Origin of the sequence: Lottiidibacillus patelloidae, from assembly GCF_002262935.1 — a bacterium.
In the GTDB taxonomy this organism is placed as follows: Bacteria; Bacillota; Bacilli; order Bacillales; family SA5d-4; genus Lottiidibacillus; species Lottiidibacillus patelloidae.
In genome coordinates, this window is the sequence record NZ_NPIA01000004.1 from 268,170 (window position 1) to 293,508 (window position 25,339).

At 35.1% G+C, this 25,339-nt stretch carries 34 protein-coding genes and 1 rRNA gene; 22 read left to right on the forward strand and 13 right to left on the reverse strand.

Annotation, left to right across the window (positions count from 1 at the left end):
* Positions 1-44: 44 nt before the first annotated feature.
* A complete protein-coding gene (locus CIB95_RS09835; RefSeq protein ID WP_094924677.1) occupies positions 45-665 on the forward strand; it encodes a TetR/AcrR family transcriptional regulator in 621 nt (206 codons plus the stop codon).
* 395 nt (positions 666-1,060) lie between these two features.
* Here the strand turns inward: CIB95_RS09835 and CIB95_RS09845 are convergent, their stop codons facing one another.
* The 5 genes from CIB95_RS09845 to CIB95_RS09865 all read right to left on the reverse strand — a co-directional run bounded on the left by CIB95_RS09845 (position 1,061) and on the right by CIB95_RS09865 (position 4,312).
* A complete protein-coding gene (locus CIB95_RS09845; protein WP_094924681.1) occupies positions 1,061-1,249 on the reverse strand; it encodes a YfhD family protein in 189 nt (62 codons plus the stop codon).
* Between the two features lie 83 nt (positions 1,250-1,332).
* On the reverse strand, positions 1,333-1,458 hold the full coding sequence (locus CIB95_RS09850) for a YfhE family protein (protein WP_094924683.1): 126 nt from the start codon (positions 1,456-1,458) through the stop codon (positions 1,333-1,335).
* A 63-nt stretch (positions 1,459-1,521) separates the two neighbouring features.
* The gene (locus CIB95_RS09855) at positions 1,522-2,070 is read right to left on the reverse strand and encodes a GNAT family N-acetyltransferase (protein ID WP_408607215.1); all 549 of its coding nucleotides are present in this window, start codon (positions 2,068-2,070) and stop codon (positions 1,522-1,524) included.
* Between the two features lie 210 nt (positions 2,071-2,280).
* Positions 2,281-3,408, reverse strand: coding sequence for an amidohydrolase (locus CIB95_RS09860; protein WP_094924685.1), 1,128 nt, complete (start codon positions 3,406-3,408; stop codon positions 2,281-2,283).
* Complete coding sequence (locus CIB95_RS09865; RefSeq protein ID WP_094924687.1) at positions 3,395-4,312, reverse strand: TIGR01777 family oxidoreductase; 918 nt, start codon at positions 4,310-4,312, stop codon at positions 3,395-3,397. The genes CIB95_RS09860 and CIB95_RS09865 overlap by 14 nt, the downstream gene beginning before the upstream one ends.
* 86 nt (positions 4,313-4,398) lie before the next feature.
* On the opposite strand from CIB95_RS09865, the gene recX reads away from it, so the two are divergent.
* On the forward strand, positions 4,399-5,220 hold the full coding sequence (gene recX, locus CIB95_RS09870) for a recombination regulator RecX (protein WP_233144108.1): 822 nt from the start codon (positions 4,399-4,401) through the stop codon (positions 5,218-5,220).
* Here recX and CIB95_RS09875 read toward each other — a convergent pair.
* Positions 5,217-5,891, reverse strand: a complete 675-nt coding sequence (locus CIB95_RS09875) for an SDR family NAD(P)-dependent oxidoreductase (protein WP_094924689.1) — start codon at positions 5,889-5,891, stop codon at positions 5,217-5,219. The genes recX and CIB95_RS09875 overlap by 4 nt on opposite strands.
* An 87-nt stretch (positions 5,892-5,978) precedes the next feature.
* On the opposite strand from CIB95_RS09875, the gene CIB95_RS09880 reads away from it, so the two are divergent.
* Positions 5,979-6,308: a YfhH family protein gene (locus CIB95_RS09880; RefSeq protein WP_094924691.1), complete on the forward strand. Its 330-nt coding sequence runs from the start codon at positions 5,979-5,981 to the stop codon at positions 6,306-6,308.
* Between the two features lie 22 nt (positions 6,309-6,330).
* Here CIB95_RS09880 and CIB95_RS09885 read toward each other — a convergent pair whose 3' ends face one another.
* Positions 6,331-6,495, reverse strand: a complete 165-nt coding sequence (locus CIB95_RS09885; RefSeq protein ID WP_094924693.1) for a YpzG family protein — start codon at positions 6,493-6,495, stop codon at positions 6,331-6,333.
* Between the two features lie 20 nt (positions 6,496-6,515).
* Entirely contained in the window at positions 6,516-6,659 is a 144-nt protein-coding gene (sspK, locus tag CIB95_RS09890) for a small, acid-soluble spore protein K (protein ID WP_094924695.1), read from the reverse strand.
* A gap of 86 nt (positions 6,660-6,745) precedes the next feature.
* On the opposite strand from sspK, the gene CIB95_RS09895 reads away from it, so the two are divergent.
* On the forward strand, positions 6,746-7,012 hold the full coding sequence (locus tag CIB95_RS09895) for a YfhJ family protein (RefSeq protein ID WP_094924697.1): 267 nt from the start codon (positions 6,746-6,748) through the stop codon (positions 7,010-7,012).
* 605 nt (positions 7,013-7,617) lie between these two features.
* Here CIB95_RS09895 and CIB95_RS09900 read toward each other — a convergent pair.
* Positions 7,618-8,598: a metal-dependent hydrolase gene (locus CIB95_RS09900; protein WP_094924699.1), complete on the reverse strand. Its 981-nt coding sequence runs from the start codon at positions 8,596-8,598 to the stop codon at positions 7,618-7,620.
* A gap of 70 nt (positions 8,599-8,668) precedes the next feature.
* Here CIB95_RS09900 and CIB95_RS09905 point away from each other — a divergent pair, with 70 nt between their 5' ends.
* Positions 8,669-8,980, forward strand: a complete 312-nt coding sequence (locus tag CIB95_RS09905) for an MFS transporter (RefSeq protein ID WP_094924701.1) — start codon at positions 8,669-8,671, stop codon at positions 8,978-8,980.
* Positions 8,981-9,009: 29 nt separating this feature from the next.
* Entirely contained in the window at positions 9,010-10,098 is a 1,089-nt protein-coding gene (gene mutY, locus CIB95_RS09910) for an A/G-specific adenine glycosylase (protein WP_094924703.1), read from the forward strand.
* Here mutY and CIB95_RS09915 read toward each other — a convergent pair.
* On the reverse strand, positions 10,095-10,319 hold the full coding sequence (locus CIB95_RS09915; protein ID WP_094924705.1) for a hypothetical protein: 225 nt from the start codon (positions 10,317-10,319) through the stop codon (positions 10,095-10,097). The genes mutY and CIB95_RS09915 overlap by 4 nt on opposite strands.
* Positions 10,320-10,397: 78 nt before the next feature.
* On the opposite strand from CIB95_RS09915, the gene fabL reads away from it, so the two are divergent.
* From fabL to CIB95_RS09945, 6 genes are all read left to right on the forward strand, one after another.
* Positions 10,398-11,147 carry an enoyl-[acyl-carrier-protein] reductase FabL gene (gene fabL / locus CIB95_RS09920; RefSeq protein ID WP_094924707.1) on the forward strand — a complete coding sequence of 250 codons (750 nt, stop codon included), beginning with the start codon at positions 10,398-10,400 and terminating at the stop codon, positions 11,145-11,147.
* Positions 11,148-11,225: 78 nt separating this feature from the next.
* Positions 11,226-11,429 carry a gamma-type small acid-soluble spore protein gene (locus tag CIB95_RS09925; protein ID WP_094924709.1) on the forward strand — a complete coding sequence of 68 codons (204 nt, stop codon included), beginning with the start codon at positions 11,226-11,228 and terminating at the stop codon, positions 11,427-11,429.
* Between the two features lie 185 nt (positions 11,430-11,614).
* The gene (locus CIB95_RS09930) at positions 11,615-11,875 is read left to right on the forward strand and encodes a YgaB family protein (protein ID WP_094924711.1); all 261 of its coding nucleotides are present in this window, start codon (positions 11,615-11,617) and stop codon (positions 11,873-11,875) included.
* Positions 11,876-12,125: 250 nt separating this feature from the next.
* Positions 12,126-12,653 carry a nucleoside tri-diphosphate phosphatase gene (gene ntdP / locus CIB95_RS09935; RefSeq protein WP_094924713.1) on the forward strand — a complete coding sequence of 176 codons (528 nt, stop codon included), beginning with the start codon at positions 12,126-12,128 and terminating at the stop codon, positions 12,651-12,653.
* Between the two features lie 51 nt (positions 12,654-12,704).
* Positions 12,705-14,450, forward strand: a complete 1,746-nt coding sequence (locus tag CIB95_RS09940; RefSeq protein WP_094924715.1) for an ABC transporter ATP-binding protein — start codon at positions 12,705-12,707, stop codon at positions 14,448-14,450.
* A 99-nt stretch (positions 14,451-14,549) separates the two neighbouring features.
* Positions 14,550-14,942, forward strand: a complete 393-nt coding sequence (locus CIB95_RS09945; protein WP_094924717.1) for a hypothetical protein — start codon at positions 14,550-14,552, stop codon at positions 14,940-14,942.
* A 152-nt stretch (positions 14,943-15,094) separates the two neighbouring features.
* Here CIB95_RS09945 and CIB95_RS09950 read toward each other — a convergent pair whose 3' ends face one another.
* Both CIB95_RS09950 and CIB95_RS09955 read right to left on the reverse strand, forming a co-directional pair.
* Positions 15,095-16,168: an FUSC family protein gene (locus CIB95_RS09950; RefSeq protein WP_094924719.1), complete on the reverse strand. Its 1,074-nt coding sequence runs from the start codon at positions 16,166-16,168 to the stop codon at positions 15,095-15,097.
* 115 nt (positions 16,169-16,283) lie between these two features.
* Entirely contained in the window at positions 16,284-17,585 is a 1,302-nt protein-coding gene (locus CIB95_RS09955) for a glutamate-1-semialdehyde 2,1-aminomutase (RefSeq protein WP_142296492.1), read from the reverse strand.
* A gap of 138 nt (positions 17,586-17,723) precedes the next feature.
* On the opposite strand from CIB95_RS09955, the gene CIB95_RS09960 reads away from it, so the two are divergent.
* From CIB95_RS09960 to perR, 8 genes are all read left to right on the forward strand, one after another.
* Positions 17,724-18,734 carry an ABC transporter ATP-binding protein gene (locus tag CIB95_RS09960; protein WP_094924723.1) on the forward strand — a complete coding sequence of 337 codons (1,011 nt, stop codon included), beginning with the start codon at positions 17,724-17,726 and terminating at the stop codon, positions 18,732-18,734.
* The gene (locus CIB95_RS09965; protein WP_094924725.1) at positions 18,727-19,518 is read left to right on the forward strand and encodes an ABC transporter permease; all 792 of its coding nucleotides are present in this window, start codon (positions 18,727-18,729) and stop codon (positions 19,516-19,518) included. Before CIB95_RS09960 ends, CIB95_RS09965 begins: the two co-directional genes overlap by 8 nt.
* A gap of 4 nt (positions 19,519-19,522) precedes the next feature.
* Positions 19,523-20,308: an ABC transporter permease gene (locus tag CIB95_RS09970; RefSeq protein WP_094924727.1), complete on the forward strand. Its 786-nt coding sequence runs from the start codon at positions 19,523-19,525 to the stop codon at positions 20,306-20,308.
* Between the two features lie 63 nt (positions 20,309-20,371).
* Complete coding sequence (locus tag CIB95_RS09975; protein WP_233144109.1) at positions 20,372-20,770, forward strand: potassium channel family protein; 399 nt, start codon at positions 20,372-20,374, stop codon at positions 20,768-20,770.
* 68 nt (positions 20,771-20,838) lie between these two features.
* Positions 20,839-21,309 (forward strand): thioredoxin-dependent thiol peroxidase, encoded by a 471-nt coding sequence (bcp, locus tag CIB95_RS09980; RefSeq protein ID WP_094924731.1) that lies wholly within the window; start codon positions 20,839-20,841, stop codon positions 21,307-21,309.
* Positions 21,310-21,505: 196 nt separating this feature from the next.
* Entirely contained in the window at positions 21,506-22,456 is a 951-nt protein-coding gene (locus tag CIB95_RS09985; protein WP_094924733.1) for a D-2-hydroxyacid dehydrogenase, read from the forward strand.
* Between the two features lie 2 nt (positions 22,457-22,458).
* Positions 22,459-23,019: a cob(I)yrinic acid a,c-diamide adenosyltransferase gene (locus CIB95_RS09990; protein WP_094924735.1), complete on the forward strand. Its 561-nt coding sequence runs from the start codon at positions 22,459-22,461 to the stop codon at positions 23,017-23,019.
* 121 nt (positions 23,020-23,140) lie between these two features.
* Complete coding sequence (gene perR / locus CIB95_RS09995; RefSeq protein WP_198949185.1) at positions 23,141-23,584, forward strand: peroxide-responsive transcriptional repressor PerR; 444 nt, start codon at positions 23,141-23,143, stop codon at positions 23,582-23,584.
* A 22-nt stretch (positions 23,585-23,606) separates the two neighbouring features.
* Here perR and CIB95_RS10000 read toward each other — a convergent pair whose 3' ends face one another.
* Entirely contained in the window at positions 23,607-23,969 is a 363-nt protein-coding gene (locus CIB95_RS10000; protein WP_094924739.1) for a YgzB family protein, read from the reverse strand.
* Positions 23,970-24,108: 139 nt separating this feature from the next.
* On the opposite strand from CIB95_RS10000, the gene CIB95_RS10005 reads away from it, so the two are divergent.
* On the forward strand, positions 24,109-24,978 hold the full coding sequence (locus CIB95_RS10005; RefSeq protein ID WP_094924741.1) for a nucleotidyltransferase-like protein: 870 nt from the start codon (positions 24,109-24,111) through the stop codon (positions 24,976-24,978).
* Positions 24,979-25,273: 295 nt separating this feature from the next.
* Positions 25,274-25,339, forward strand: a 16S ribosomal RNA gene (locus tag CIB95_RS10010); the annotation flags it as partial.

A 25,339-nucleotide genomic window follows, 5' to 3' on the forward strand; every position in this document is an offset into this window, starting at 1 on the left:
GTTATGAGGATCTAGAATATAGAAAGGCTAGTCGAGGTGATATTTTGAGTTCGAAAAAGAATGACATTATATGTAAAGTTGCTGAAATAATACATTCTAATGGATATGCTAATACAAAGTTAAGTGACATATTAAAAGAAACTGGAATAGGTAAAGGTCAATTTTATCACTACTTTCAGTCAAAACAAGACCTTTCGTTAGCTGTAATAGATTATCTCATCTCAGAGATGGAGAAGGCTTTGTTTACTAATGTTTTAGATAAAGATTTTCCTCCAAAAGAAAAACTAAATTTAATGTTAGATGAAATATACAAAATGCAAGAAATTGGTGAGGGGAAAAACGGCTGTCCTATAGGTAATTTAGCTGTAGAAATTAGCGAAGAAGAAGCGATGTTCAGAGATAAAGTAGCTAGTTTTTTTGACCTTTGGGAAAAGAAAGTTCAGGAAGTTTTAGATAATATGTATCGAAATGGCGAGCTAAGAATGAAAATAGACACGAAAAAGCAAGCAAGGTCAATCATAGCAATGATTGAAGGAGCTATTTTACGAGTAAAGAACAGTCATGACATACAAGTATTTCGTGATACGATAGATGTCATAAAATTTCAGTATCGTTTGTTAGAAAACGGAGAAATTAATGAGAAGAATACAATTCACTTGCTGTAATGTAACGGGCAGATGAAGGGTCTTCTTCTTTTTTGTGAACAAATTTAAGTAGAAGTATATTATTTGGGAAATAATTATATAGAATATAAAATGAATTAAATACGAACATACATTTGTCAACAGGATTTGCCAGTTACTAACAGGGTTATACACATAATAATAGGATATTTAGTGGTACTCCACATACTTATTAACAATATCCACATATTCGTAAGTGGTTATCCACAAAAAGTTATTAGAATTAGAAAACCTATTAAACTAGCAATCATAGAGCTTTTCCACAGTATCCACATCGTTGTGGATGAATTATTTCCACAAGTAGTTTGGGCTGTAAAAGAGATAAAAAATCCCTTTACTCAAAAAGAGCAAAGGGACGTTGTACTATCTATAAATAATTAAACTTCTCTAGATTTAGCACGAGCATCGGCTGCTTGCATACGAGCTTGTGCTTCCATATCTTCTGAATCTGCAAGTTCACGGGAGAATTCTACTTCTTCCACACCTTTTAAGTTCTTTAAGCTTTTCGGTGTATTAGGTAATGTAACGGAATTTTTATCGCGTTTTTTAGAGCCTTTTTTACCCATGAGCAATCCCCTCCAATTATAAATAGCAGTAATGAATACTGCACTTCTAGTTTGTGCAAAAATGGAGGAGATATAAAGGGATTTTATGGCATTCTTTTATAGCCGGCTGCACGATCGGCGCGACGAAACTCTTTAGAGTACGTAACTTCCTGCATACTATTTAATGTTCTTTTCGCATCTCTTGCTTTACGAGCTTTGCTTTTTTCCATAAATAATGGACCTCCTCAAAATTTATGTAGGACATCCATTATTCTTTCCTTATTTTATCAATTTTATGCTTCTTTAATTTCATCTAATTGACGACGAATTGGCGAATGTAAAATTGTGTGCATTAAATATTTATCTTTTTCAATCGCATATAGGTGAAATAGTCCATTTGTATCTTCTGGCTCATAAGAATCGCTAACTAACGAAACGTATGGCATTTTCTCCGTTGCTTTTTGAGAACGTACATTTTCTTTTCTAATGCGGATATAAATAGTTTCGATATCTTCTTCAAAAAATAATTCATTAAAGAAAGCAGTTTTTGCTTTTTGATTATAACCTTTTCCGAAATAATCTTTTCCAATCCATGTTGCAAGAAAACCAGTATTATCTTTAATATCATATAAATTAATGGTACCAATAGGTTGGTTCCATTCGTCAACAATTGTTCTTGAAATTAACTGCCCTTGTTCTTCAGCTTCCATCGTTTGCTTAGTCATAAAGATATATTCATCATACGATCCTGCTTTGTGACGAACAAAAGGGAAGACAGCTGGATCAACCATATGCGTAAACAATTGTTGGCACTCGCTTAAATCACGTTCGCGAATGATCATAACAAATCCCTCCGAATATTCCGAGGGCAGTCCTGTGGAGATTGTCCACCCTCGAACAAAATTTTAGTGTGAAAATAAAATTCTATTCGGGGTGGGAATCGAACCCACTAGAACCAGTTTACTGGTGGCGCACCATTTGCCTTCCCTAGCACGTATTTATTTATCTGTAGATATCATATTAAATTTTCACCAAAAAGTGAACAATTTTTTTTAACTTTTTTTATATATAATTTTTCCATCTATTATTGTCATGAAAGGTGATGCTAAATAATCAAAAGGATGCTTGTTCCAAAGTACTAAATCAGCATCTTTTCCAACTTCAATACTTCCGACGCGATCGTCTATTTTTAACGATTTAGCAGCGTTAATCGTTATACCTTCTAATGCTTTTTGTTCAGGCATTCCAGAACGAACAGCTAATGCAGCACAGACGTTTAAATATTGCACTGGAACATACGGATGATCTGTAGTAATGGAAACAGCAATTCCATGGTCTGTTAATTCCTTATATGTTTCCCACGTTTTATTTTTCAATTCAATCTTTGATTTTCTAGTTAATGTTGGGCCAACAGTTACTTGCAAGTTTCTACCTGATAGCTCATCTGCAATTAAATGACCTTCCGTACAATGTTCAATTCGTAAATCTAAATCAAACTCATCGGCAAAGCGAACAGCTGTTAAAATATCATCAGCACGATGAGCGTGAACTCTGACTGGAATTTCTTTGTTTAATGCTTTTTTAATTGCTGAATACCTAGGGTGTTTTGCACTTTCATCTTTTGCTTCATAAAAAGCTTCGCGAAGCATACCCATAATACCCATTCGAGTTATCGAGTCGTTTGATGAGCCGCTATGAATACGTTTTGGGTTTTCCCCTAAGGCAATTTTTAATCCAGCAGTCTCTTTAATAATCATTTTCTCGATGTTTTTTCCATGTGTTTTAATAACGGAAGTAGTTCCACCGATTACATTGGCACTTCCAGGCATAACTTGGACTGCTGTTATTCCAAACATAACAGCATCTTTAAATCCTGGATCTAATGGATAGACACCATCTAAAGCTCGAATATGTGGTGTAATAGGTTCAATGGTTTCATTGGCATCGTTTCCAGCCCACCCAGTTCCTTCGTCATAAAGTCCAAGGTGTGTATGTGCATCGATAAAGCCAGGAAATAAGAGTTGACCATTAGCGTCAATAACTTCCATATCGGCCTGTTCATTAATGTTACCTATTTCGGAAATTTTTCCATCAACAACTAATACATCCCCTTTTTCGATCGTGTCTGAAGTAATAGGATAAATAGTTGCACCTTTAATTAATATTTTAGTTTGTTTCATTGTTCTTCTCCTCATTTAACAAGTTAATTAAAGCTGAATTAATATCGGCATATTGAAAAATATAACCGTGTTGAAGTGCTTTTTCTGGCAATACTTTTTGACCTTTAAGTAAAAGGTCACTCATCTCCCCTAATAAAATATGAAGAGCAAATGAAGGGACAGAAAGCCAATGAGGCTTCCCAGTAGTTTTTGCAATTGCTTTCCCAAACATTTCATTTCTAACTGGGTTTGGTGCAGTGGCATTAATTGGACCGTTAATATCTTTGTTAGTAATTGCAAATTGCAGCAAACCAACAACATCATCAATATGTATCCAAGATAACCATTGTTTTCCGCTGCCAACATTACCTCCTATCATAAACTTATAAGGCATAATCATTTTTGGAAATGCGCCACCTTCTGTTCCTAAGACAACACCAAATCGGCTATAAACAGTCCGGATTCCTAGTTGCTCAACATTTTGTGCTTCTTTTTCCCAAGCAACGACAGTTTCTGCTAAAAAATCAATTCCGTGTTCTAAATCAGCTTCAGTAAACGTTTTTGCTTCAGAAGTTCCATAATAACCGATAGCAGAAGCATTTATATATACAGATGGTTTGTTTACAAGTTCTTTTAAAAGGGTATAAACACGATGAGTTATCTCGATTCTGCTCTTTAGGATTCTATTTTTTCTTTTTGTCGTCCAGCGTCCACTATTAAGTGACTCTCCTGCTAAATTTATAAACACATCTATACCATCTAATTCGCATTGTAGGTCGTCATTCCAAGTTAAAAAGTTGATTCTAGGTGTGGAGGATTGTTTTGTTGAACGTGATAGGACATATACTTCATGACCTTTACGTGTAAAATCATTTACTAATGCTTTACCAATAAAACCTGTTCCACCAGATATAGCGATGCGCAAATCTCTCACTCCCATCTACTTCTACTTTTTATTGTATACTTAAAGCATACGGTTCATTAATGTAACAATTATAAGGGTGATTAACTGTGTCGAAAACAATAATTAGTAAAATAACGACGCAAAAGAAAAATATGGAACGCTTTAATATATTTATAAAGAAAAATGAGCAAGAAAGCTATGCTTTTTCTGTCGATCAAGATGTTTTAATTACTTTTGGCCTAAGAAAAGGGATGGAAATAGATAATAAGCTAATTAATGAAATCTTATATAAGGATGAAATAAAAAAAGCATACAACCAATCGTTAAATTATTTATCTTATAGAATGCGTTCTGCTCATGAAGTTTCTGTATATTTAAAGAAAAAAGAAGTTGAACCTCACATTATTGATGAGGTTATTGAAAAATTATTTTCCTATAATTTTTTAAATGATTTAGATTTTGCCAAGGCATATGTGAGAAGTAAGAAAAATACTTCTGTTAAAGGTCCGACTGTAATTAAAAATGAGTTAAAAGAAAAGGGAGTTAGCCAATTGAACATTGATGAAGGACTAAAAGAGTATTCTTACGAAGAACAATTAGAAAAAGCTAAAATGTTTGCAGAAAAGAAAATCGCCAAGGAAGAAAATCGCCGTTCTATGAAAGAGTTAAAGGATAAAGTTGGCCAAACATTGCAGATGAAAGGATTCTCTAGAGATATTATTAACGAAGTGTTTAATGAAATATCAGTTGAGAAAACGGAAAATGAAGAAAGAGAAGCGTTAGAATTTCACGGAAGAAAAGCTCACAGAAAGTATCAAGGCTATGATGGCTGGGAATATGAGCAAAAAATGAAAACGTATCTTCTTAGAAAACGCTTCTCTTATGATTTGATTCAACAGTTTATTTCCGAAATGAAAGATGAGGATTAACGGTCAATAAATATTTCAGGTTGGCCGTTATCTTCATTTATAATTTTTTCGGCAACAAATTTAGGATCTTTTAGACGGGAGGAATCTTTAATATGATTGCTTCCTTCCCAAAATGGAGTAGACATTCCTCCCATATATACGGCAGTGACTGCTATGTTTGTATCAGCAAACTCTTTTACCAAGCTTTCGGTAAAGCCCCGTACAGCAAACTTAGAGGCAACGTAAACAGATTCGTTTACTTTTCCTCGTAAACCAGCAGTCGAAATAATGTTCATAATTTTTGCTTGTTCTGCTTTACGCAACAGTGGCAGCACTTTAGACGTTAAATAAATGGTACCTTTGACATTTGTATCAATCATTTCATTAATTTCTTGTTCGGTTAGCTGTTCGAGATTACCGAAGTAGCCTACACCTGCATTATTAATCACACCATTTATTGAAGGGAACTGTTTAGCTATTTCTTCAATCACTCGTTCTACATCAGCATAATTTGCAACATTACATGTGAAAATAGTTGCTTTTCCCCTTAGTTCTTCAATTTCATTCTTCGCTTTTTCGAGACGACTTTTTGTTCTTCCGAGTAAAATAATATGGAAGCCTTTGCAGGCATATAGTTTAGCAAGTTCAGCACCTAAGCCTGAGCCTGCCCCAGTAATAATAACATGTTTCATATGGACCACTCCTTTATAAGGTTGCTTAATCACTATACCAAGTACTATACTAATAGTGCAAAATGTAAGAAAATTGGGGATGAAAATATGGAAAAAAGATATAGCCAAATGTCTGAGTTTGAACTTAGACAGGAAATTGGTCACTTAAATGAAAAAGCAAAAAAAGCAGAACAAATGGGTATGGTCAGTGAATTTGCTGTGCTAGAACGGAAAGTAGTAATGGCAAAGGCATATTTATTAAACCCAGATGACTACAAATCTGGAGAAGTGTATGAAATTACTGGAGATCCAGGGTATTATTTTAAAATTAATTACATGAATGGTCATTTTGCATGGGGACATCGATTAAACTCTAGTGAGGAAGAGGCATTTCCAATTTCTTTATTAGGTAATCTTGTGGATATAAAAGAGAAGTAGGCATATTGCCTACTTCTTCAAATTATGAACGCTTTCTTGTTTGGCGTTCTAAAATAATTGTGTTTTGCGCTTGCTGTGTTTCACCGTTTACTTGAGCATAGGCATGTTTTGCATTAGCTCGTGGAGATTGGAATGGATCACTGTATCTATTCTCACTGAATTTTTTTCGGTTATTTTCTTTTACCAAAAGAAACACCTCCCAAACGTTTAGCGGTGACTTGAATTTCTCATACGATCTTCTGGATGCGTATTAATTGTTCCATTTGCACGTTTTGAAGCATACTCTTCTTTCGCTCGCGGTTCCCCGTCGTAAGAAATCCGGTTAGGGAAGCCTTTTTGTTTATTTCGCATAAGTGAAGTTCCTCCTTTTTAACCGGTACATCTGTTAGTATGAGGTGTTTTCCACTTTGATATGTAAGGGAAAGGATGTGTTATTATTGGAAGAAATTTTTGAGCGATTAACAAAACAATTATTAATAAAGAATAGTGATTTAACGGAAAAACAAGCACGTACTTGGGTTGAAGTATTGTGGGAAGATTTTGAAACAACGCGAGCAAAAGCAGGTAGAAAATATTTAGGTAAAGAAATGACAGAGAATATGGTTATACAAATGATTAACCATTATGGAAATAGACTCCATGAGTTCGCCGCAACTAATCCAAAGTACGCACATTTATTAAATGATAATGACTTCTTAAATTAAAAGCGATGGCAGCTGCCATCGCTTTTTTGTTTTGATTAAAGTGTTAGGGACAGAGTTTTATACATTAAATAATTGTATACTTCGTGAAAATACTTCGCTTTCCACGGGCACGGCCTCAGCCTAACGGGAGCTTCAGCTTTTCTTTATTGATCCAGCTTCAGCTCCCAACGCCTAGTAACCTATCCACTTTTCACTTTCGATAAGTCAGCATCGGTTCGCTTTGCTCACCGTGTTTCCTTTATCTTAGCTCAAAGTGCTCTAAGGTTATACGGCGCTAAACGGGAGCTTCAGCTTTTCTTTATTGATCCAGCTTCAGCAATCAACGTCTAGAAAACTTCACACTCCTCATCTGCGATAAGTCGACATCGAAGGTCTTAGCCCTCCGTGTCTTCTTTATCTCATTCGAAGTGCTCCAGTTTTTACGCCGTTAAACGATTGCTTCAGCTTTTCTTTATTGATCCAGCTTCAGCTCCCAACGCCTACAATTCTTCACCCTTTTTATTTACGATAAGTCAACATCGAATTACTCCCGTAATTCGTGTTTCCTTTATCTCAAACAAAGTGTTCCAGAATTTATGGCGCTAAACGGGAGCTTCAGCTTTCCTTTATTCCCTGATTGCAGCATTCATTTTCTTCATTAATTTCTTCTCGCTGAATATCCATCCTGTAAAAGAAGACAGTCGCTCTAAGTCATAATCAAGATGAACAACAGCAACAAACGGATAATGTCCCTTACTGCGATAGCGTAGATCTATAAACCTGACTTCGATAAAGTCTTCAAATTCATTAATTTCCCACCTGTGGATCGGAGAAAAGGATAAAAAGGCAGCAATGTTTTTATCTTTTTTAGCCGCAGATATTATGTCATTTTTAGGTATTGGGACAAAGTCATATTCATCTAGTATTTCAATTTTACCGTTATACGATTTAGCGACATAAAGTTTAGTATCGGTTTTAATAACTAAATGCCACTTATACCAATTAAATGTAGGAGATATAATTACTTTCCCACCTGGGATGATGCTACAAGCTTGCTTGATAACATCGTGCTTTGCCTTTATTCTCCATAAGTAATAACCTATAATGATTATATAGATAACAATAAATGTATAACCTGGATCCTGACCATAAATCCATAATACAAAGCCTATGCCATGGGCAGCCAATATAAATGGATCCATCGTGTTAATAACACCTAACGCTAGCCACTTTTGTGAAAAAGGTCGAAGTGCTTGCGTTCCATAGGCATTAAAAATATCAACAAACACGTGTAAAAATACTGCCAAGAAAGTCCACAACCATAAATGAATGCCGTTAACTTCAGGCACAAAAAAATGAATAATAGATGAGATGACAATTGGCCAAAGTAATACAGCAGGGATGGAATGTGTAGCCCCTCGATGGTTTCGTAAGTATATGGCGTTACTTTTTAATTTTAGTACTGTATCTGTATCTGGAGCTTGCGAGCCTAATACTGTAGCAAGCAAAACTGCATTTGTAGCAACGGGATCTTGTGCAATAACTGGGTCAAGAGTAGCGATTCCACCAAGCGCAAACCCCATTGCAAAGTGTGTTGCAGTATCCATAAGTAAGCCTCCTGTTCAAGTCACTTATTTTATTTATAACCAATAAAAAATGTTTTAAAAGGAGTAAATAATGACTAATAAAATTCAAGTATTTTCCGAATACAAAATAAAAAACAATGATACTAATTCTTATGAAAAAGCGATGGATGCTGTTATTGCTCGTTTAAAAGAAGATGGTGCTAGAAACATCCAATGGTATAAGTCGGTTGACCAAAATAATTTATATGTTGAAATGTATGAAGTAGACTCCATGGATGACTATAATCGAATTAAAGTATTAAGAAAAAGTAGTGTAGAAGAGCGATATAAAGACATACACCCTTTTATTGAAGGTGATGCTGAGAAACTTCATATGTGGGCGTTTGCAACGGTTAAAAAATAATCTGATTTAAAAAGTTAGGGGAACAAAGCGTGAATAAAGAGGAAAATTGGTACGAGGATTTTTCAATTGAAGGATTTCAGACAGATTTAATAAGTTGGTTTGAAAATGAGCAACGAATATTACCTTGGAGAGAAAATAAAGACCCATATCGTGTATGGGTCTCAGAAATAATGCTACAACAAACAAAAGTAGATACGGTCATTCCCTATTACAATCGCTTTATGGAACTATTTCCGACTACCAAACATTTGGCAGAAGCGGAAGAAGAGCGTGTCTTGAAAGCTTGGGAAGGGTTAGGATATTACTCTAGAGCACGTAATTTGCAAGCGGCTGTTCGTGAAGTTGTTGAAAGATACGGTGGTACGGTACCAAATGACCCTGAAAAAATAGCAAATTTAAAAGGAGTAGGACCATATACTACTGGCGCTATCTCTAGTATTGCCTATGATCTGCCAGAACCAGCTGTAGATGGAAATGTGATGCGTGTATTATCGCGCGTTTTCTTTATTACTGAAGATATTGCAAAACAGAAAACGAGAAAACTCTTTGAAGAGATAGTTCGTACAATAATTTCTAAAGATAATCCTTCAGCATTTAACCAAGGATTGATGGAATTAGGTGCATTAATATGTACGCCAAAGTCTCCTTCCTGTTTATTATGTCCTGTACAAGAGCATTGTAAGGCATTTGCGGAAGGAGTAGAGGATGAACTACCGATAAAAAGTAAAAAGAAAGCACCAAGACCACTTGCGATGGCAGCGATAATCTTAACGGACGAAGCAGATAATATTGTGATCCATCGCCGACCAGAATCCGGCTTACTGGCAAATTTGTGGGAGTTACCTAACCATGAAACGCAAAATGGTGGAGCTGACCAACACGAACAATTAAAAAGCTTTCTGCACGATGAATATAGCCTTCATGTTACTATTGGTGAACACATAGCTAACTTAGAGCATATTTTTTCACATATAAAGTGGAATATTGCAGTATATGTTGGCAAATTGAATAAGCAATTTGCCATGCGAGATGACTTACGTATAGTAAACAAAAAGGAATTGGAAAAATATCCATTTCCAGTATCACATCAAAAAATTATTGCAAGCTATTATCGCTAATCATACTGTGGTTTCGTTCCATGAGTCCAATCAGCTTCGTGGCGATTAAAGCCACCGCGAGCTTCAATTTCTTTAATAATTTCACGATGGATTGTAACACCTTCACTATTTAAGTAAGGAGTCATTTGTTGTAAAGATTTATGAAAATAAGCGAGTTCACTTTCATTCCATTCTGTCTTAGGCATCATGGATAACTCCGTCATATCTCTTCCTACATACATTGAAATCACTCCTTTTCTTATTTCTAAGATAGTTTTTGTATAATAAAGAATAAGTATTCAATGAAAGTGGGAGAAGATATGAATAATAAAGTTGCGTTAGTTACAGGAAGTAGCAGGGGAATTGGTAGAAAAATTGCAATCATGTTAGCGGAAAAAGGCTATGACATTGTTGTTAACTATGCAAGAAGTAAAAAAGGTGCTTTAGAAACAGCAGAACAGGTTGAAGCTTTAGGAAGAAAAGCCTTAGTAGTAAGAGCTAACGTTGGTGATGTTGATAAAATTAAAGAAATGTTTGCAGAAATAAATGAGACATTTGGACGTTTAGACATTCTTGTTAATAACGCAGCATCTGGCGTATTAAGACCAATTATGGACATTGAAGAAAGTCACTGGGATTGGACAATGAACATTAATAGTAAAGCTTTGTTATTTTGCGGACAAGAAGCAGCCAAGCTAATGGAAAAAAATAATGGTGGTAAAATTGTAAGCATTAGTTCACTTGGTTCTATTCGCTATTTAGAAAATTACACAACAGTTGGTGTATCTAAGGCTGCAGTTGAAGCGTTAACACGATATTTAGCAGTGGAATTAGCAGAAAAAAATATTGTAGTTAATGCAGTGTCTGGTGGAGCAGTAGATACGGATGCATTAAAACATTTCCCTAATCGAGAAGAGTTATTAAACGATGCTGCGAAGCGGACACCGGCGGGTAGACTAGTCGAGAAAGATGATATTGCAAATGCTGTTATGTTTCTTTTATCAGAGGAAGCAAGCATGATTCGAGGGCAAACGATAATAGTTGATGGTGGAATTTCTCTACTCACATAAAAAGAAAATATTCATAAATTTTTTTAGGATAAGACCACCTTCACTTGGTTAAATTATCTTTTGTGGAGGTGATTAGTGATGAACAAACAACCAAATCAAACAGCATCTGGTACTAACATCCAGCATGTTAAACAACAAAATGCGCAAGGTCAACAAGGGCAAGGTCAATATGGTACTGAGTTCGGTAGTGAAACAGATGTGCAAGAAGTAAGACAACGTAATGCACAATCTGCTCAACGTAACCAACAGCAACAAGGCCAACAAGGTCAGCAACAACAGTAATTTAAAAAAGCACCCATTCGGGTGCTTTTTTATTTGTTTCTAAGCAACTACATAAACATCTTCCCAAAAAAAACTCCGCATCTATCCTACTGACAAAACTTCTTAAACATCAACAAACTTAGTCAAAGGGAAAAATAAAGAAAAGGGGAAATAGTCTATAGAGTATAATTTGAGGAGGACAATTTGTGGAGCGGTTTGATCAATTAATACATGAACAATTACTAATAACGGAAAAAATGATTCAACTCCAAAAAGAAATAGATAATTCGCAACAAACATTAAAAAAGATTAATGATGATGGTGCTTGTAAGGAAGATTTAATAACCTTATTAATGAAAATTGCAAAAGATAAAAAGAATTTTGAAGAACTACAATACGAATTTAAAAAACGGACGGATGAAGTGATTCGATGTTACCGTGATGATAAAGAGAAACACTATATTTAAAGTATCTATGCCTCGCCACTTTGGCGAGTTTTTTTGTGAAAAGAGGATATTTTTAGTTTAGTAAATATGTTTATGAATGTTCGAAAAGTAAATACCAAAAATAATATTCGCAATAATAAATAGCATGCAAGTCATCCTGATTCCCTTCTGTCCAATTTATGGGTATAATAGAGATGGTATTTAACGGATAAGTATAAAAATTAGCGGAATTAGGACAAACTCGGAAAAAATGAGAGGAAAGGAGTAAAAAATGAATCTTCCCGAAATTGGACAACGTATCCAAATCCAAAGTTACAAGCACAATGGTTTGCTGCATCGAACATGGGAGGAAACTGTCACTTTAAAAAGTACGCAATCGATGATAATTGGCGGAAATGATCGAACAACAGTAACGGAATCGGATGGCAGAACGTGGCGCACTAGAGAACCTGCAATATGTTTTTTTCATACTGACTATTGGTTTAATACAATAGCAATGCTAAGGAATGATGGTGTTTATTATTACTGTAATTTAAGTTCCCCGTTTACATGGGATAAAGAAGCGGTAAAATATATCGATTATGATCTAGATATTAAAGTTTTTCCTGATATGACATATGTTTTGCTTGATGAAGATGAATATGAATTACATAGTAAACAAATGAGATATCCTGAGGCAATTGACCGTATACTAAAAAGAAATGTTGATCAGCTAATATCATTTATCAATATGCGAAAAGGACCGTTTGCACCTGACTTTGTTGATCGATGGTATGAACAATATTTAAGATATTACTAAAATCTGTTGTCTAATAGCAACAGATTTTTTGTACGTTAGGATGGTGATGATTTGAACAGTATCAAAAGATATTTGGCTTTTGTTACCCCATACAAAAAAGAGATTATTTTTACATTTATTATCGGGATTATTAAATTTGGTATACCACTTTTAATTCCATTATTACTAAAATACGTTCTTGATGATATTATTATTAGCACGCAATTGACTCCTGATGAAAAAATGGATCAATTATTGCCGATTATGGCTGGTGTATTTTTCATTTTTTTAATTGTCAGACCTCCTGTTGAATATTATCGACAATATTTCGCGCAGTGGACTGGAAGTAAAGTATTATATGATATCCGTGATCGATTATTTGCACATATACAAAAATTGAGCTTACGCTTTTATTCAAACAATAAGGTTGGGGAAGTTATATCCCGAGTCATTCATGATGTCGAACAAACAAAGTCATTCGTAATTACTGGCTTAATGAACATTTGGCTAGATATGGTTACGATTGTCATAGCAATTTCTATCATGATGTGGATGGATTTTTGGTTAACAATTGTCGCAATTTCTTTGTTCCCTTTATACGGATTTGCAGTGAAGTATTTTTATGCAAAGTTACGTAGGTTGACGCGCGAACGTTCGCAGTCGTTAGCTGAAGTACAAGGTCATTTACATGAACGTATTCAAGGTATAAGTGTAATAAAAAGTTTTGCAAATGAAAATTATGAACACGAACAATTTAAAGGAAGAAATGATAATTTCTTAAATAAAGCTTTAAAGCATACGAGTTGGAATGCAAAAACCTCTGCCGTTGTTAACACAATTACAGATATAGCACCAATTATAGTTATTTTTGTCGCGAGTATCGGCGTACTAAAATGGGGACTTTCTGTAGGTACATTAGTTGCATTCGTGGCATATATGGATAAGCTATACAATCCATTAAGAAGGTTAGTTAACTCATCAACGACGTTAACACAAGCCATTGCTTCAATGGATCGAGTGTTTGAATTTATGGATGAAGCATACGATATCGTTGACCGTCCAGGAGCAAAAGAGCTGAAAAACGTTAATGGAGAAATTTCATTTAAAGATGTAACTTTTAAATATAGCGAAGAGGATAAAAATGTTCTCTCAAATATTAATCTCAATGTACAAGCTGGTGAAACAATTGCTTTAGTTGGAATGAGTGGTGGAGGAAAATCTTCCTTAGTCGGTTTAATTCCGAGATTTTACGATATTGACCAAGGGGAAATTTTACTTGATGGTACAGATATTCGTGATTTCACTGTAACTAGCTTGAGAGATAAAATTGGAGTTGTCCTGCAAGATAATATTTTATTTAGTGAATCTGTAATGACTAATATTATGATGGGAAATCCAAATGCTTCAGAGGCTGAAGTAATTGAAGCGGCAAAAGCAGCGAATGCACATGAGTTTATATTAAACTTACCTGAAGGATACGATACAAAAATTGGAGAACGTGGTGTTAAGTTATCTGGTGGGCAAAAGCAGCGCTTAGCGATTGCTCGAGTATTTTTGAAAAATCCACCTCTTTTAATATTTGATGAAGCAACATCAGCACTTGATTTAGAAAGCGAGCATTACATTCAAGAAGCACTTGAGAAATTAGCAAAAAATAGAACGACTTTTATCGTTGCGCATCGTTTAGCAACAATAACACATGCTGATCGAATTATTTTAATCGAAAATGGTGTAATTAAAGAAGAAGGTACACATTTAGAGTTAATGAATAAAAAAGGTAGTTATTATGACCTTTTTCAAGTGCAACATTTAGAATAATGTTAATACGGAAGACTTAAAATCACCTGTTAAGGTGATTTTTTTTAATATGACGCATAGTTTTAATAATGCCAATGAAAGCATTCTAGGAGGATAGTCATGTTAAAAAAGTTAGGTATTTACGTAGTAGTTACCCTTTTAGCAATATGCATTTTCAGCCGAATAAAAGAGTTAATGAGAGTAGAAGTTGTTGCCCAAGGTAAAGAGCTAAATGATGAACTAGTCAATTATTCTGAGCCGAGTGAGAACTTTAAAATACAGTTTAGCAAAGGGAAGATCTTTCAAAAAATAAATACTGCATTAAAAGAAAGAGGGTTAGCAGAAAAGGCAAGTTGCTCTGTCATCGGATCCGAACAATACTTTATGGTAGAGGCAAAAATTGAACCAAAGGTAGTTGAAGACGAGGACTTAACTAAAATTCAATTAGTAATTAATGAGATTCTAATTATTAATGGGTATGACGCAGACAAATTTAATATTTACATACAATGATGGTTTAAGATAAATGATAGTTAATTCGTGAAGTAAGCTTGAACAAAAGTTTCTTTAACAGCGAAAAGTCCGAACCTATATGAACTGCACCCCAATTGTTAGACACAATCTAATAATTGGAGGTGCAGTTTTTCTGATAGATTCGGACTATTTTAGCTTTCCTGTTCATCAATAAATTTATCAAAGTGAAAGGAATTGTAACTGTTTACGAGTTTATTTAAGTGTTCTAGTTCTTCACTATATTTTACAAACGCACCTAATAAAGGAAGAAACCTAGTTGTCAATTCATCGTCATCCTTTTCTTTGAAATAAGAAAAGAAAGTATTAGTTACCTTTACTTTATTAATGCTTACTTCCTCTTTAAATGTATCATTAGGCAGTTTCGTTTTTATTTTCCCGATAAATATATTTAATAGTTGCTCATGCAGCTCGGTGAGGCAATCAATTTCGTCCTCTATCCTTTCGCGCAACTCTAAAGGCAACTCCTGGAGCGCATTTTCGTAATGATGCATTGTTTTTAATAAGATCATTGCCTGATCTTGAGATGCCATCATATTACGAAATGCAACAAGCTTTCTAGCTTTCTTAAACCGTTTTTTTGCTAAGTAAACTCTTTCCTCTTTATAAAAGATATAAAATTGATCAATAGTAAACCGCTTTTTTTCAAGTCTCTCTATGTCTTTTTTTAGTACTAAATGCTGCGACCCGTGCTTGGCAATAAGTTTTAGCCACCTAATTGTGTCTTCTGTACTTTCTAATAGTTGATGAAATAATTTATTTTCATATTTTGGTGGGACAAACATTAAATTCACAATAAAAGCTGACAGGACACCTATCATTATTAATGTGAAGCGTGTGACAGCAACGGATGCGATTTCTCCACCAGTAGCACTTTCCATAATGACAACTGCTGAAACAAGAGCTAATGGAATGGCATTTTCAAGTTTAAATTTTAAGTGAATAATGATTACGATGATGGAAGCTAAGCCAATGACAATAGGTTCATTACCTAACGTCAGCATTAATATAATTGCTACTACCGCTCCAATTAAATTGCCTTGTACTTGCTCTAAGATAGATTGGTAAGAACGATAAATAGATGGTTGCAATGCAAAGATTGCTCCAAGTGGAGCAAGGACGATAGGATCGAGTTCTAACATTGTTGCTACATATAAAGAAATAATAATAGCTAATCCAGTTTTGAAAATTCTTGCACCCAGTTTCATTTAAAAAAATCCTTTCAAAAGTGTAGTAAGATAGATGGAATATAATATGTAGAATTGAAAAAAGCAAGGGGAAGAAAGAGACAAAGTGTAAAACTTTGTCCCTTCATGAAGTATATTACTCTTCAGTTTTATTTAATACAGCAAATGAATGATCAATTGCTTCAATTGTCGTATCAATGTCTTCTTCTGTATGAGCAATTGTAATAAACAAAGCTTCATACTTTGAAGGGGCTAGATTGATCCCTTGCTCTAACATTAATCGGAAAAACTTCGCAAACATCTCACCATCCGATTCGTTAGCTTCATCAAAATTCGTTACTTCCTTTGTAGTAAAATAAATTGTTAGAGCGCCATTTAAACGATTCACTTTTACTGGTAACTCATATTTCCTTGCCGCTTCAACGATGCCCTTTTCTAACTTCTCACCTAGTTTATCCAGCTTGTCGTATAGACCTTCTTCTTGTAGCACTTCTAAACAGGCAATACCAGCGGACATTGAAGCGGGGTTTCCAGCCATTGTACCAGCTTGATATGCAGGGCCTAGCGGAGCGACTTGTTCCATAATCTCTTTTTTGCCGCCATATGCCCCAATTGGTAACCCACCCCCGATAATTTTTCCTAGTGCAGTCATATCGGGTTCAACTCCGAGTAAGTTTTGTGCCCCACCGTACATAAAACGAAAAGCAGTAATTACTTCGTCATAAATGACTAACGCTCCAGCATCGTGGACTAATTCGTTCACCTTTTCTAAAAATCCAGGCTTTGGTTCAACAATTCCGAAGTTACCTACGATTGGTTCAACTAATACACAGGCAATTTGATCGCCCCATTTTTCCAATGCTTCTTTAAGTGGTTCAATCTCATTAAAAGGAACAGTAATAACTTCTTGAGCAATGCTTTTAGGGACACCGGCAGAATCAGGTGTTCCAAGTGTTGAAGGACCAGATCCAGCAGCTACTAAAACTAAATCGGAGTGGCCATGATAACAACCAGCAAACTTTAAAATTTTATCCCGACCAGTATAAGCGCGGGCAACGCGAATTGTTGTCATGACAGCTTCTGTTCCTGAATTGACAAAGCGGACTTTCTCCATAGCTGGCATTGCTTCTTTCAGCATTTTTGCGAACTTATTTTCTAGTGCTGTCGGAGTTCCATATAGCGTACCATTTTCAGCAGCTGTAGTGATAGCTTTCGTAATATGTGGGTGAGCATGACCTGTAATGATAGGCCCGTATGCGGCTAAGTAATCGATATATTTATTTCCATCAACATCCCAAAAATAAGCCCCTTTTGCACGTTCCATAAAGACAGGTGCTCCTCCGCCGACTGCTTTAAATGATCGAGATGGGCTATTTACTCCACCAACGATATGGTGTAATGCTTCTTCGTGAAGTTGAATAGACTTTGTATGTTCCATTTTTATACCTCCAATAAAAACCGTTTATCTTCCTGCATTATAAGTAAAACAGAGAGTTGATGCAAAGAATGAAGGTAGAATAGTTGAGTATTAACTTTTCATTCTGTAAACTTACGAGTGAATATGGAGGTAATAAGAATGAATAATATGATAGATGTAAAAAAATTAAGAAAAGAATTTCAATCTCATTCAAGTCGCCAAGGGTTAAAAGGGGCTTTTCGTGATTTGTTTACGAGGAACTATAAAACGTTAACGGCTGTTAATGATATTTCATTTACTATTAAGCGAGGAGAAATGGTTGGCTACATCGGTGAAAATGGTGCTGGGAAATCAACGACAATAAAAATGCTGACTGGAATATTAACTCCGACAGCTGGAGAAATAACGATAAATGGCATGAACCCGCATAAAGAAAGAGAAAAATTTGTAAACACAATCGGAGTAGTCTTCGGACAACGATCTCAGCTTTGGTGGGATATTGCTGTGCAAGAATCGTTTCGTCTTTTAAAGAAAGTATACAAAGTTTCTGATGAAGATTATGAAAGCCATATGAATCATGTTATTGAAACGTTGGATATTGGACCGCTATTGGACAAGCCTGTTAGAAAACTATCGTTAGGACAAAGGATGCGTTGTGAGTTAGCTGCGGCACTAATTCATAATCCACCATTATTATTTTTAGATGAACCTACGATTGGATTAGATGTCTTAGTGAAACTTAAAATTAGAAGATTTCTAAAAGAGATAAACGAAAAATATGGAACTACAATTTTACTAACAACGCATGATCTTTCCGATATTGAGGCGCTTTGTGAACGAGTAATCATGCTTGATGACGGAAAAATTATTTATGACGGACAATTAGATGATTTACGAGAGAACTGGGGAGAAGGGAAGCAAATAGAATTTCAATTTGCAAAACCAGTCCAATTGAATGAGGTAGAAAAATTAACTAATAGTGAACAAATTGTTTGGAGTCATGGAAATACTAGTTCACAATTAATTGCTAATGTCCGAGATGACGAAGAAGTATCAACACTTGTTGCTACAGTTGTTTCTAAATTCGATATTACAGGCGTTAAGATGAATGAAATAAGTACAGAAGAAATAGTCAGAAGCATTTATGAAGAGGGCGTTGTCAATGGCTAAATACATTGAGATGATTAGAATTCGCTTTTTAATGATGCTGGCTTATCGAACAAATTATTATAGTGGAATATTAATTTATAGTATCAACATCGGGGCGTATTATTTCTTATGGAATGCAATCTACGGTGGCAGAGAAGATATCCAAGGGCTTTCTGTAACACAAATGACAACATATATTGCAATAGCTTGGATGGCGAGAGCATTTTATTTTAATAATATAGATCGGGAAATTGCTAGTGAAATAAAAGAAGGAAAAGTAGCGATTGAAATGATCCGTCCCTATAACTACTTAGGGATGAAAGCAATGCAAGGACTAGGGGAAGGTATTTTCCGCTTGGCATTTTTCTCTGTACCAGGAATGGTTATTGTCAGCTTCGTTTTTTCCTTGCAACTTTCAAATGTCCTTTCCCAATGGCTATGGTTTTTAGTTGCAATTATTTTTAGTTTTATCATTAATACACAAATTAATTTAGTTGTTGGATTGTTAACGTTTTTCTTTTTTAACAATGATGGATTAATTAGAGCAAAACGAGTTGTCATTGATTTATTTTCTGGTCTCTTGCTACCAATAAGCTTTTATCCATTATGGGCGCAAGATGTCATGAAGTTCTTCCCGTTTCAAGCGATTAGTTATATTCCGAGCATGATTTTCACAGGTGGATTCTCACCGAGTGAAATTACCTCAGCGCTACTGTTCCAAATTGTTTGGGCGTTGCTATTAATTCTACCAATCCAGCTATTATGGATCGTCGCTAAGAAAAAACTAATTGTACAGGGAGGGTAATCGAATGTTTTATTTTTCAATGTTTAGCCAATATTTTTCGCAATACTTAAAAACACGCTTACAATATCGTGTAGACTTAGCAGTTGAAATTTTTTCTGACCTCCTTTTTCAAGGAGTAAACTTAGTGTTTATTCTCGTCGTTTTCGGTCATACGCAATTTTTAAGTGGATGGAGTAGAGAGGAAATAATTTTTATCTACGGCTTTTTCCTCGTACCATTTGCTATTTTTGCAGCCTTTTTTAATATTTGGGATTTTAATGAGCGTTATATCGTTAAAGGGGAAATGGACCGAATCTTAACAAGGCCGATTCACAGCCTCTTTCAAGTAGTTATTGAAAGAATGGAAGTGGAAAGCTTATTTGGCGCGTTTACTGGGATTGCGATAATGATTTATGCAGGTATTAAGCTTGACCTAGTTTTCCATTGGTATGATGTGTTTATCTTTGCAGCAATGGTCATAGGTGGAGCACTCGTTTATGCTGGTATCTTTATATCGCTAGCTTCGATTGGATTTTGGTCAGATGCTAGAACATCGATCATGCCGATGATGTACAACATTGGAAATTACGGGCGTTATCCAGTAAACATATATAACAAAGTTATACGTTTTGTACTTACTTGGATCTTACCGTTCGCTTTTGTTGGTGTGTATCCGTCAGCCTATTTTTTAGGGAAGGAAGAATGGTATGTATATGCCTTTTTAACACCAGTTGTCGGCATTGTGTTTTTTTCAATGGCAATTTTTCTATGGAATATCGGTGTAACAAAATATCGCGGAGCAGGAAATTAATATATCTAAAATACAAATATTCTTCATAACATGGAAACAGGTGATGTTATGGAGAATATTTTTTTGCTCTTTTTAATGGGAGTAATTATTGTTGGAATTGGATCTAGCTTACACTCTTTTTGGACAAACCCATCGAGAAGACACTATTTGTCGTTGCAAAATTTGATTGTTCTTGTCTATGTCTATGTTACCCTTTTGCTCGGATTTGGCTTGGTGTATATGATTTTAGATTTATTAAAAATTTCCGCACTAGCGATTGATGAATTCCCTTTGTCGGGTAGTTTCCTTCAAAAACTAGAGGCTAGTATGTATTTTAGTGCGACAACAGTACTTACTGTAGGTTATGGTGACATTACACCAGTCGGTATCGGAAAATGGATTGCAATGCTTGAAGCGTTAATTGGTTATCTTTTACCAGCGGCTTTTGTAGTTCGGACATTTATAGAACATGATAAAAAGTAATTTTATTTGTTTTCCACCGTTAAATTCGCTACGATAATTTTAACAAGAAAATTTTAGGGGGATTTCAAATGACAGTAGCAGTTGGAGAAAAAGCACCAGCATTTAAAGGATTAGCTAATAGTGGTAAGGAAGTTTCCTTACAAGACTTTAAAGGGAAAAATGTAGTTCTTTATTTTTATCCAAAAGATATGACCCCAGGTTGTACTACTCAAGCGTGTGATTTTCGTGATATGCACGAAAGTTTCGAAGGGTTAAACGCAGTAATAATCGGTGTAAGTCCAGATCCACTTACAAGACATGAAAAGTTTGTTGATAAATATGACTTACCTTTCCTGCTAATTGCGGATGAAGATCATAAAATAGCAGAAGATTATGGTGTCTGGAAGCTGAAGAAAAATTTTGGCAAAGAATATATGGGTATTGAACGCTCGACTTTTATTATTAATGGAGAAGGCGAGCTTGTGAAAGAATGGCGTAAAGTAAGAGTGAAAGGCCATGTAGAAGCGGCATTACAATTCATTAAAGAAAATTTAGCATAAAAAAATAAAAAGACTGGCACACCAGTCTATACTTAAATGTGAGAGGATGCGTATGTTAAAGTACAGGGCATACCTCCTCTGAAAAAAATATTTTAGGTACAAGAGAGCGATTCTTGTACCCTTTTTTTATACATAAGAAGGAATCTGCGTTCCTAATAGATAATTAAGTAACAATATCAACATTGAGGTGATTTTCATGATTGTTTTGTCATCGGCAAAAGTAAAGCAAACGATTCAAGAAGAACTTATTGAAAAGTATCCAGAAATAAACTTTATTTTTTGTGAGAATATGCAAGAGGCAGAGGAACGTTTGCATGAAGCATCGATATTAATTACATATGGCGAGGATTTAAATGATACCCATCTTGAAAAAGCAACTAACTTACGCTGGATCATGGTAATCTCAGCTGGTCTGGATCAAATGCCATTTCAAGCAATCCATAAAAAAGGTATTGTCGTAACAAATGTAAGAGGAATTCACGCAATACCAATGGCAGAATATGTTATCGCAATGATGTTACAAGTTAGTCGAAATACGAAGGCTTTAATAAAACATGAACAAGAGAAAAAGTGGGATCGCGCAGTAAAAATGGAAGAGATTACGGGAAAAACAATATTAGTAGTTGGAGCTGGAGCAATCGGTCAGGAAATTGCTAGAATTGCCAAAGCTTTTTCGCTTAAAACACTTGGAGTTAATACGTCAGGTAATAAGCAGCGACACTTCGATGAAATATATGCGATACATGACATTAAAGAGCCACTAGCAAAGGCAGACTTTGTTGTGAACGTTTTACCTAGTACGGAAAAAACACATCAACTTTTTAGCTATGATTTATTTTCGTACATGCGTAGTAGTGCTGTTTTTATTAATATAGGGCGCGGTACAACGGTTAACGAGGAACATTTAGTCAAGGTAATGGAGGAAAAAAGGATATCACATGCTGTTTTGGATGTTTTTTATGAAGAACCTTTACATGCTGAGCATCCCTTTTGGAATATGGAAAATGTCACAGTGACTCCACATTTGTCAGGGATATCTAAACAATATCAGCCACGAGCGTTTGAAATTTTCAAAGAGAATCTAGAGCATTTTATGAAGGGGTCTGGCTCAATGAAAAATATCGTTAATTTAGAAAGGGGATATTAATTATGAAAATATATACGAAAACAGGAGATAAAGGAACAACATCGTTAATCTATGGAGAAAGAGTAGCGAAACATGATATTCGAGTTGAAGCGTACGGAACTTGTGACGAGGCGAATTCTGCCATTGGAGTAGCATTAAGTCTACTTCCAGACAAACCATTTGTAAAAAGTGAAGAAACTTTAACAATCTTTCATAAAATACAAACCATTTTATTTCATGTTGGTGCTGAACTAGCTACTCCTGTTGGGAAAGAAGTGAAATGGCAAGTGAAACAAGAAGATGTGGAAGATCTTGAGAAAACAATGGATGAATGGAATGAAGACTTGCCTCAGTTAACCACTTTCATTTTGCCTGGTGGTAGTAGCGCGGGGGCACAGTTACATTTAGCGCGAACTATTGTTAGAAGAGCTGAGAGAGTAGCAACATCAATTGGAACCGATGTTAATCCAATCGTTTTACAATATTTGAATCGTCTTTCTGACTTTTTATTTGTTGCTGCACGCTATTTGAACCATAAGTTAGGAGCAATAGAAAAAACGTTGCATGAAGATGTGGAAAACTAGAATAATTGTGTAAGTTGCAGACAATACACATATACTATTATTGACAACAGGACATGGACAATGTAAACTTTTTATAACAATTATAATGTAATAATCTTTTTTAGAAATGAGGTGCATGGCGATGGCTCAACATATGAAGCTGGATGAGGCGATTGATACTTTAAAAAAATCAGGCGTTCGAATAACTCCACAGCGTCATGCGGTTTTGGAATACTTAATACAATCGATGTCACATCCGACAGCAGATGAGATTTATAAATCACTTGAAGGTAAATTTCCTAATATGAGTGTCGCGACTGTTTACAACAACCTACGAGTCTTTAAAGAAGTCGGGTTAGTTAAAGAGTTAACTTATGGTGATGCATCAAGTCGATTTGACTGCATTACTACAGACCACTATCATATTATCTGCAAACCATGTGGGAAAATTGTTGACTTTCATTATCCCGGTCTAGATGAAGTGGAGACACTAGCGGAGCAAGTAACAGGGTTTCATGTTTCTGACCACAGGATGGAAATATACGGTATATGTCCTAGCTGCAAAAAAAATGAAGCGCATCATTAAAATAGCTGAAGGCACTAAGCCTTCAGCTATTTTTTTTGTATGATTTTTTATTATATTTTTCGTCGAAAGGTTGTCCTTCTAAATCTTTATCAAGTGTTAGTGGTTCGTTACAATACATACAAGCATCGACGCGCCCTAAAACTTTTGTAACTTTATTACAATTTGGACATTGAACTTGTACAGAATCGGTGGATAACATACCAATCCAAAAGTAAACTACTGTACTTGCAATAACCGATAAAAATCCAAGCATCATAAAAATAGTCATGACAACAGGATAACTTCTAAAGTATAATCCAACGTACATAATGATAAAGCCAATAAATACTAGACTTAATGCAAAAGTACGGATACGATTAATTTTGTTTTTTCTTTTTCCACTCATAATCAAAACCTCCTACTTTGAATAGTATCGTAAAGGTTTTTGTGAAACAACTATTACTATTATTTTCTTGCAGGGAAAATGAAAAGACTGTTGAATATTACATTAACGATGGATTCCACTTTGAAAGGGGAAGGAACAAATGGAAGACATTTTAAGACCTCTCTATCAAGAACGAGCAAGTCATAAAGATACATTAGGAATATTATTAATTGAAAAAGTAGTAACTAATCCTAAACTCACAGAGGATTTTGATGCAATTCTTTTTGTAATTACGGAAAATGATGATCAAAAATGGACAGTAAAACATTATGCTTTTGAAAATCAAAAAGCTGCCCTTCATATAGTGAGTAAACAACAACTAAAAGATTGGTTTACATATGGAAGTAATCGTAAGGCTATTGAATGGGTAATTCGAGGCAAAAGTATTTTCGATCGAAATGAATTTATTGAAAACTTCAAAGAAGACTTGCGTCAATTCCCAGATGAAGACCGAAAAAAGAAAATGGGATTAGAATTCGCCAAGTTGATTAAGAGGCAAGAAGAAGGAAAAAGCTTATTTCAAGCAAGCCAATATTTAGATTCTTTTAACCATATCGTGCATGCGTTACATCATTTAGCACGACTAGCTGTAATTGAAAAAGGTTTTTACCCTGAAATAACAGTTTGGGATCAAGTGAAAAAAATGGAGCCTGAATTTTATAAACTTTATACAGAACTAGTTGATAGTAAGGAACCATTAGAAAAGCGTTTAGAATTAATGCTTATTGCTAGTGAGTTTTCTCTTTCGGCTAAAACAAAACTTGGTAGTCGACATTTATTAGAAGTTATGGCGGAAAAGGACACACCTTGGACTTATTCAGAATTAACAAATCATAACGAACTAAAAGAGTATGAAGTAGATTTAGTTGTCCTTTTAGAACATCTGATTAAAAAGGAACTTCTATTAGTAGTTGAACAGGAGACAAAAGGAAAAGCTATCTATCACCGCACCTATCAAAGTAAAAAGTAAAATTAGATTGCATGAAACTTTTTCAAGAAAAGTATTGACGATTAAGTTTCATGCATGATATATTATTAAACGTCGCTGATGACGGCGGCTTAAAACAAACAGCAAAAACAAAATAAAAAACATACTTGACGAATAACAATCGAGCATGATATGATTTGAAAGTCGTCAAAAATTGTTCTTTGAAAACTAAACGAAACGCCAAGCGAGTCAATCGTAATTCCTAGAGTTAACACTCTAGATAAAAGGTTCCATACACCTTTCAAAAAAAGATGGAAAATGAGCAATCAAACAAACTATTATGGAGAGTTTGATCCTGGCTCAGGACGAACGCTGGCGGCGTGCCTAATACATGCAAGTCGAG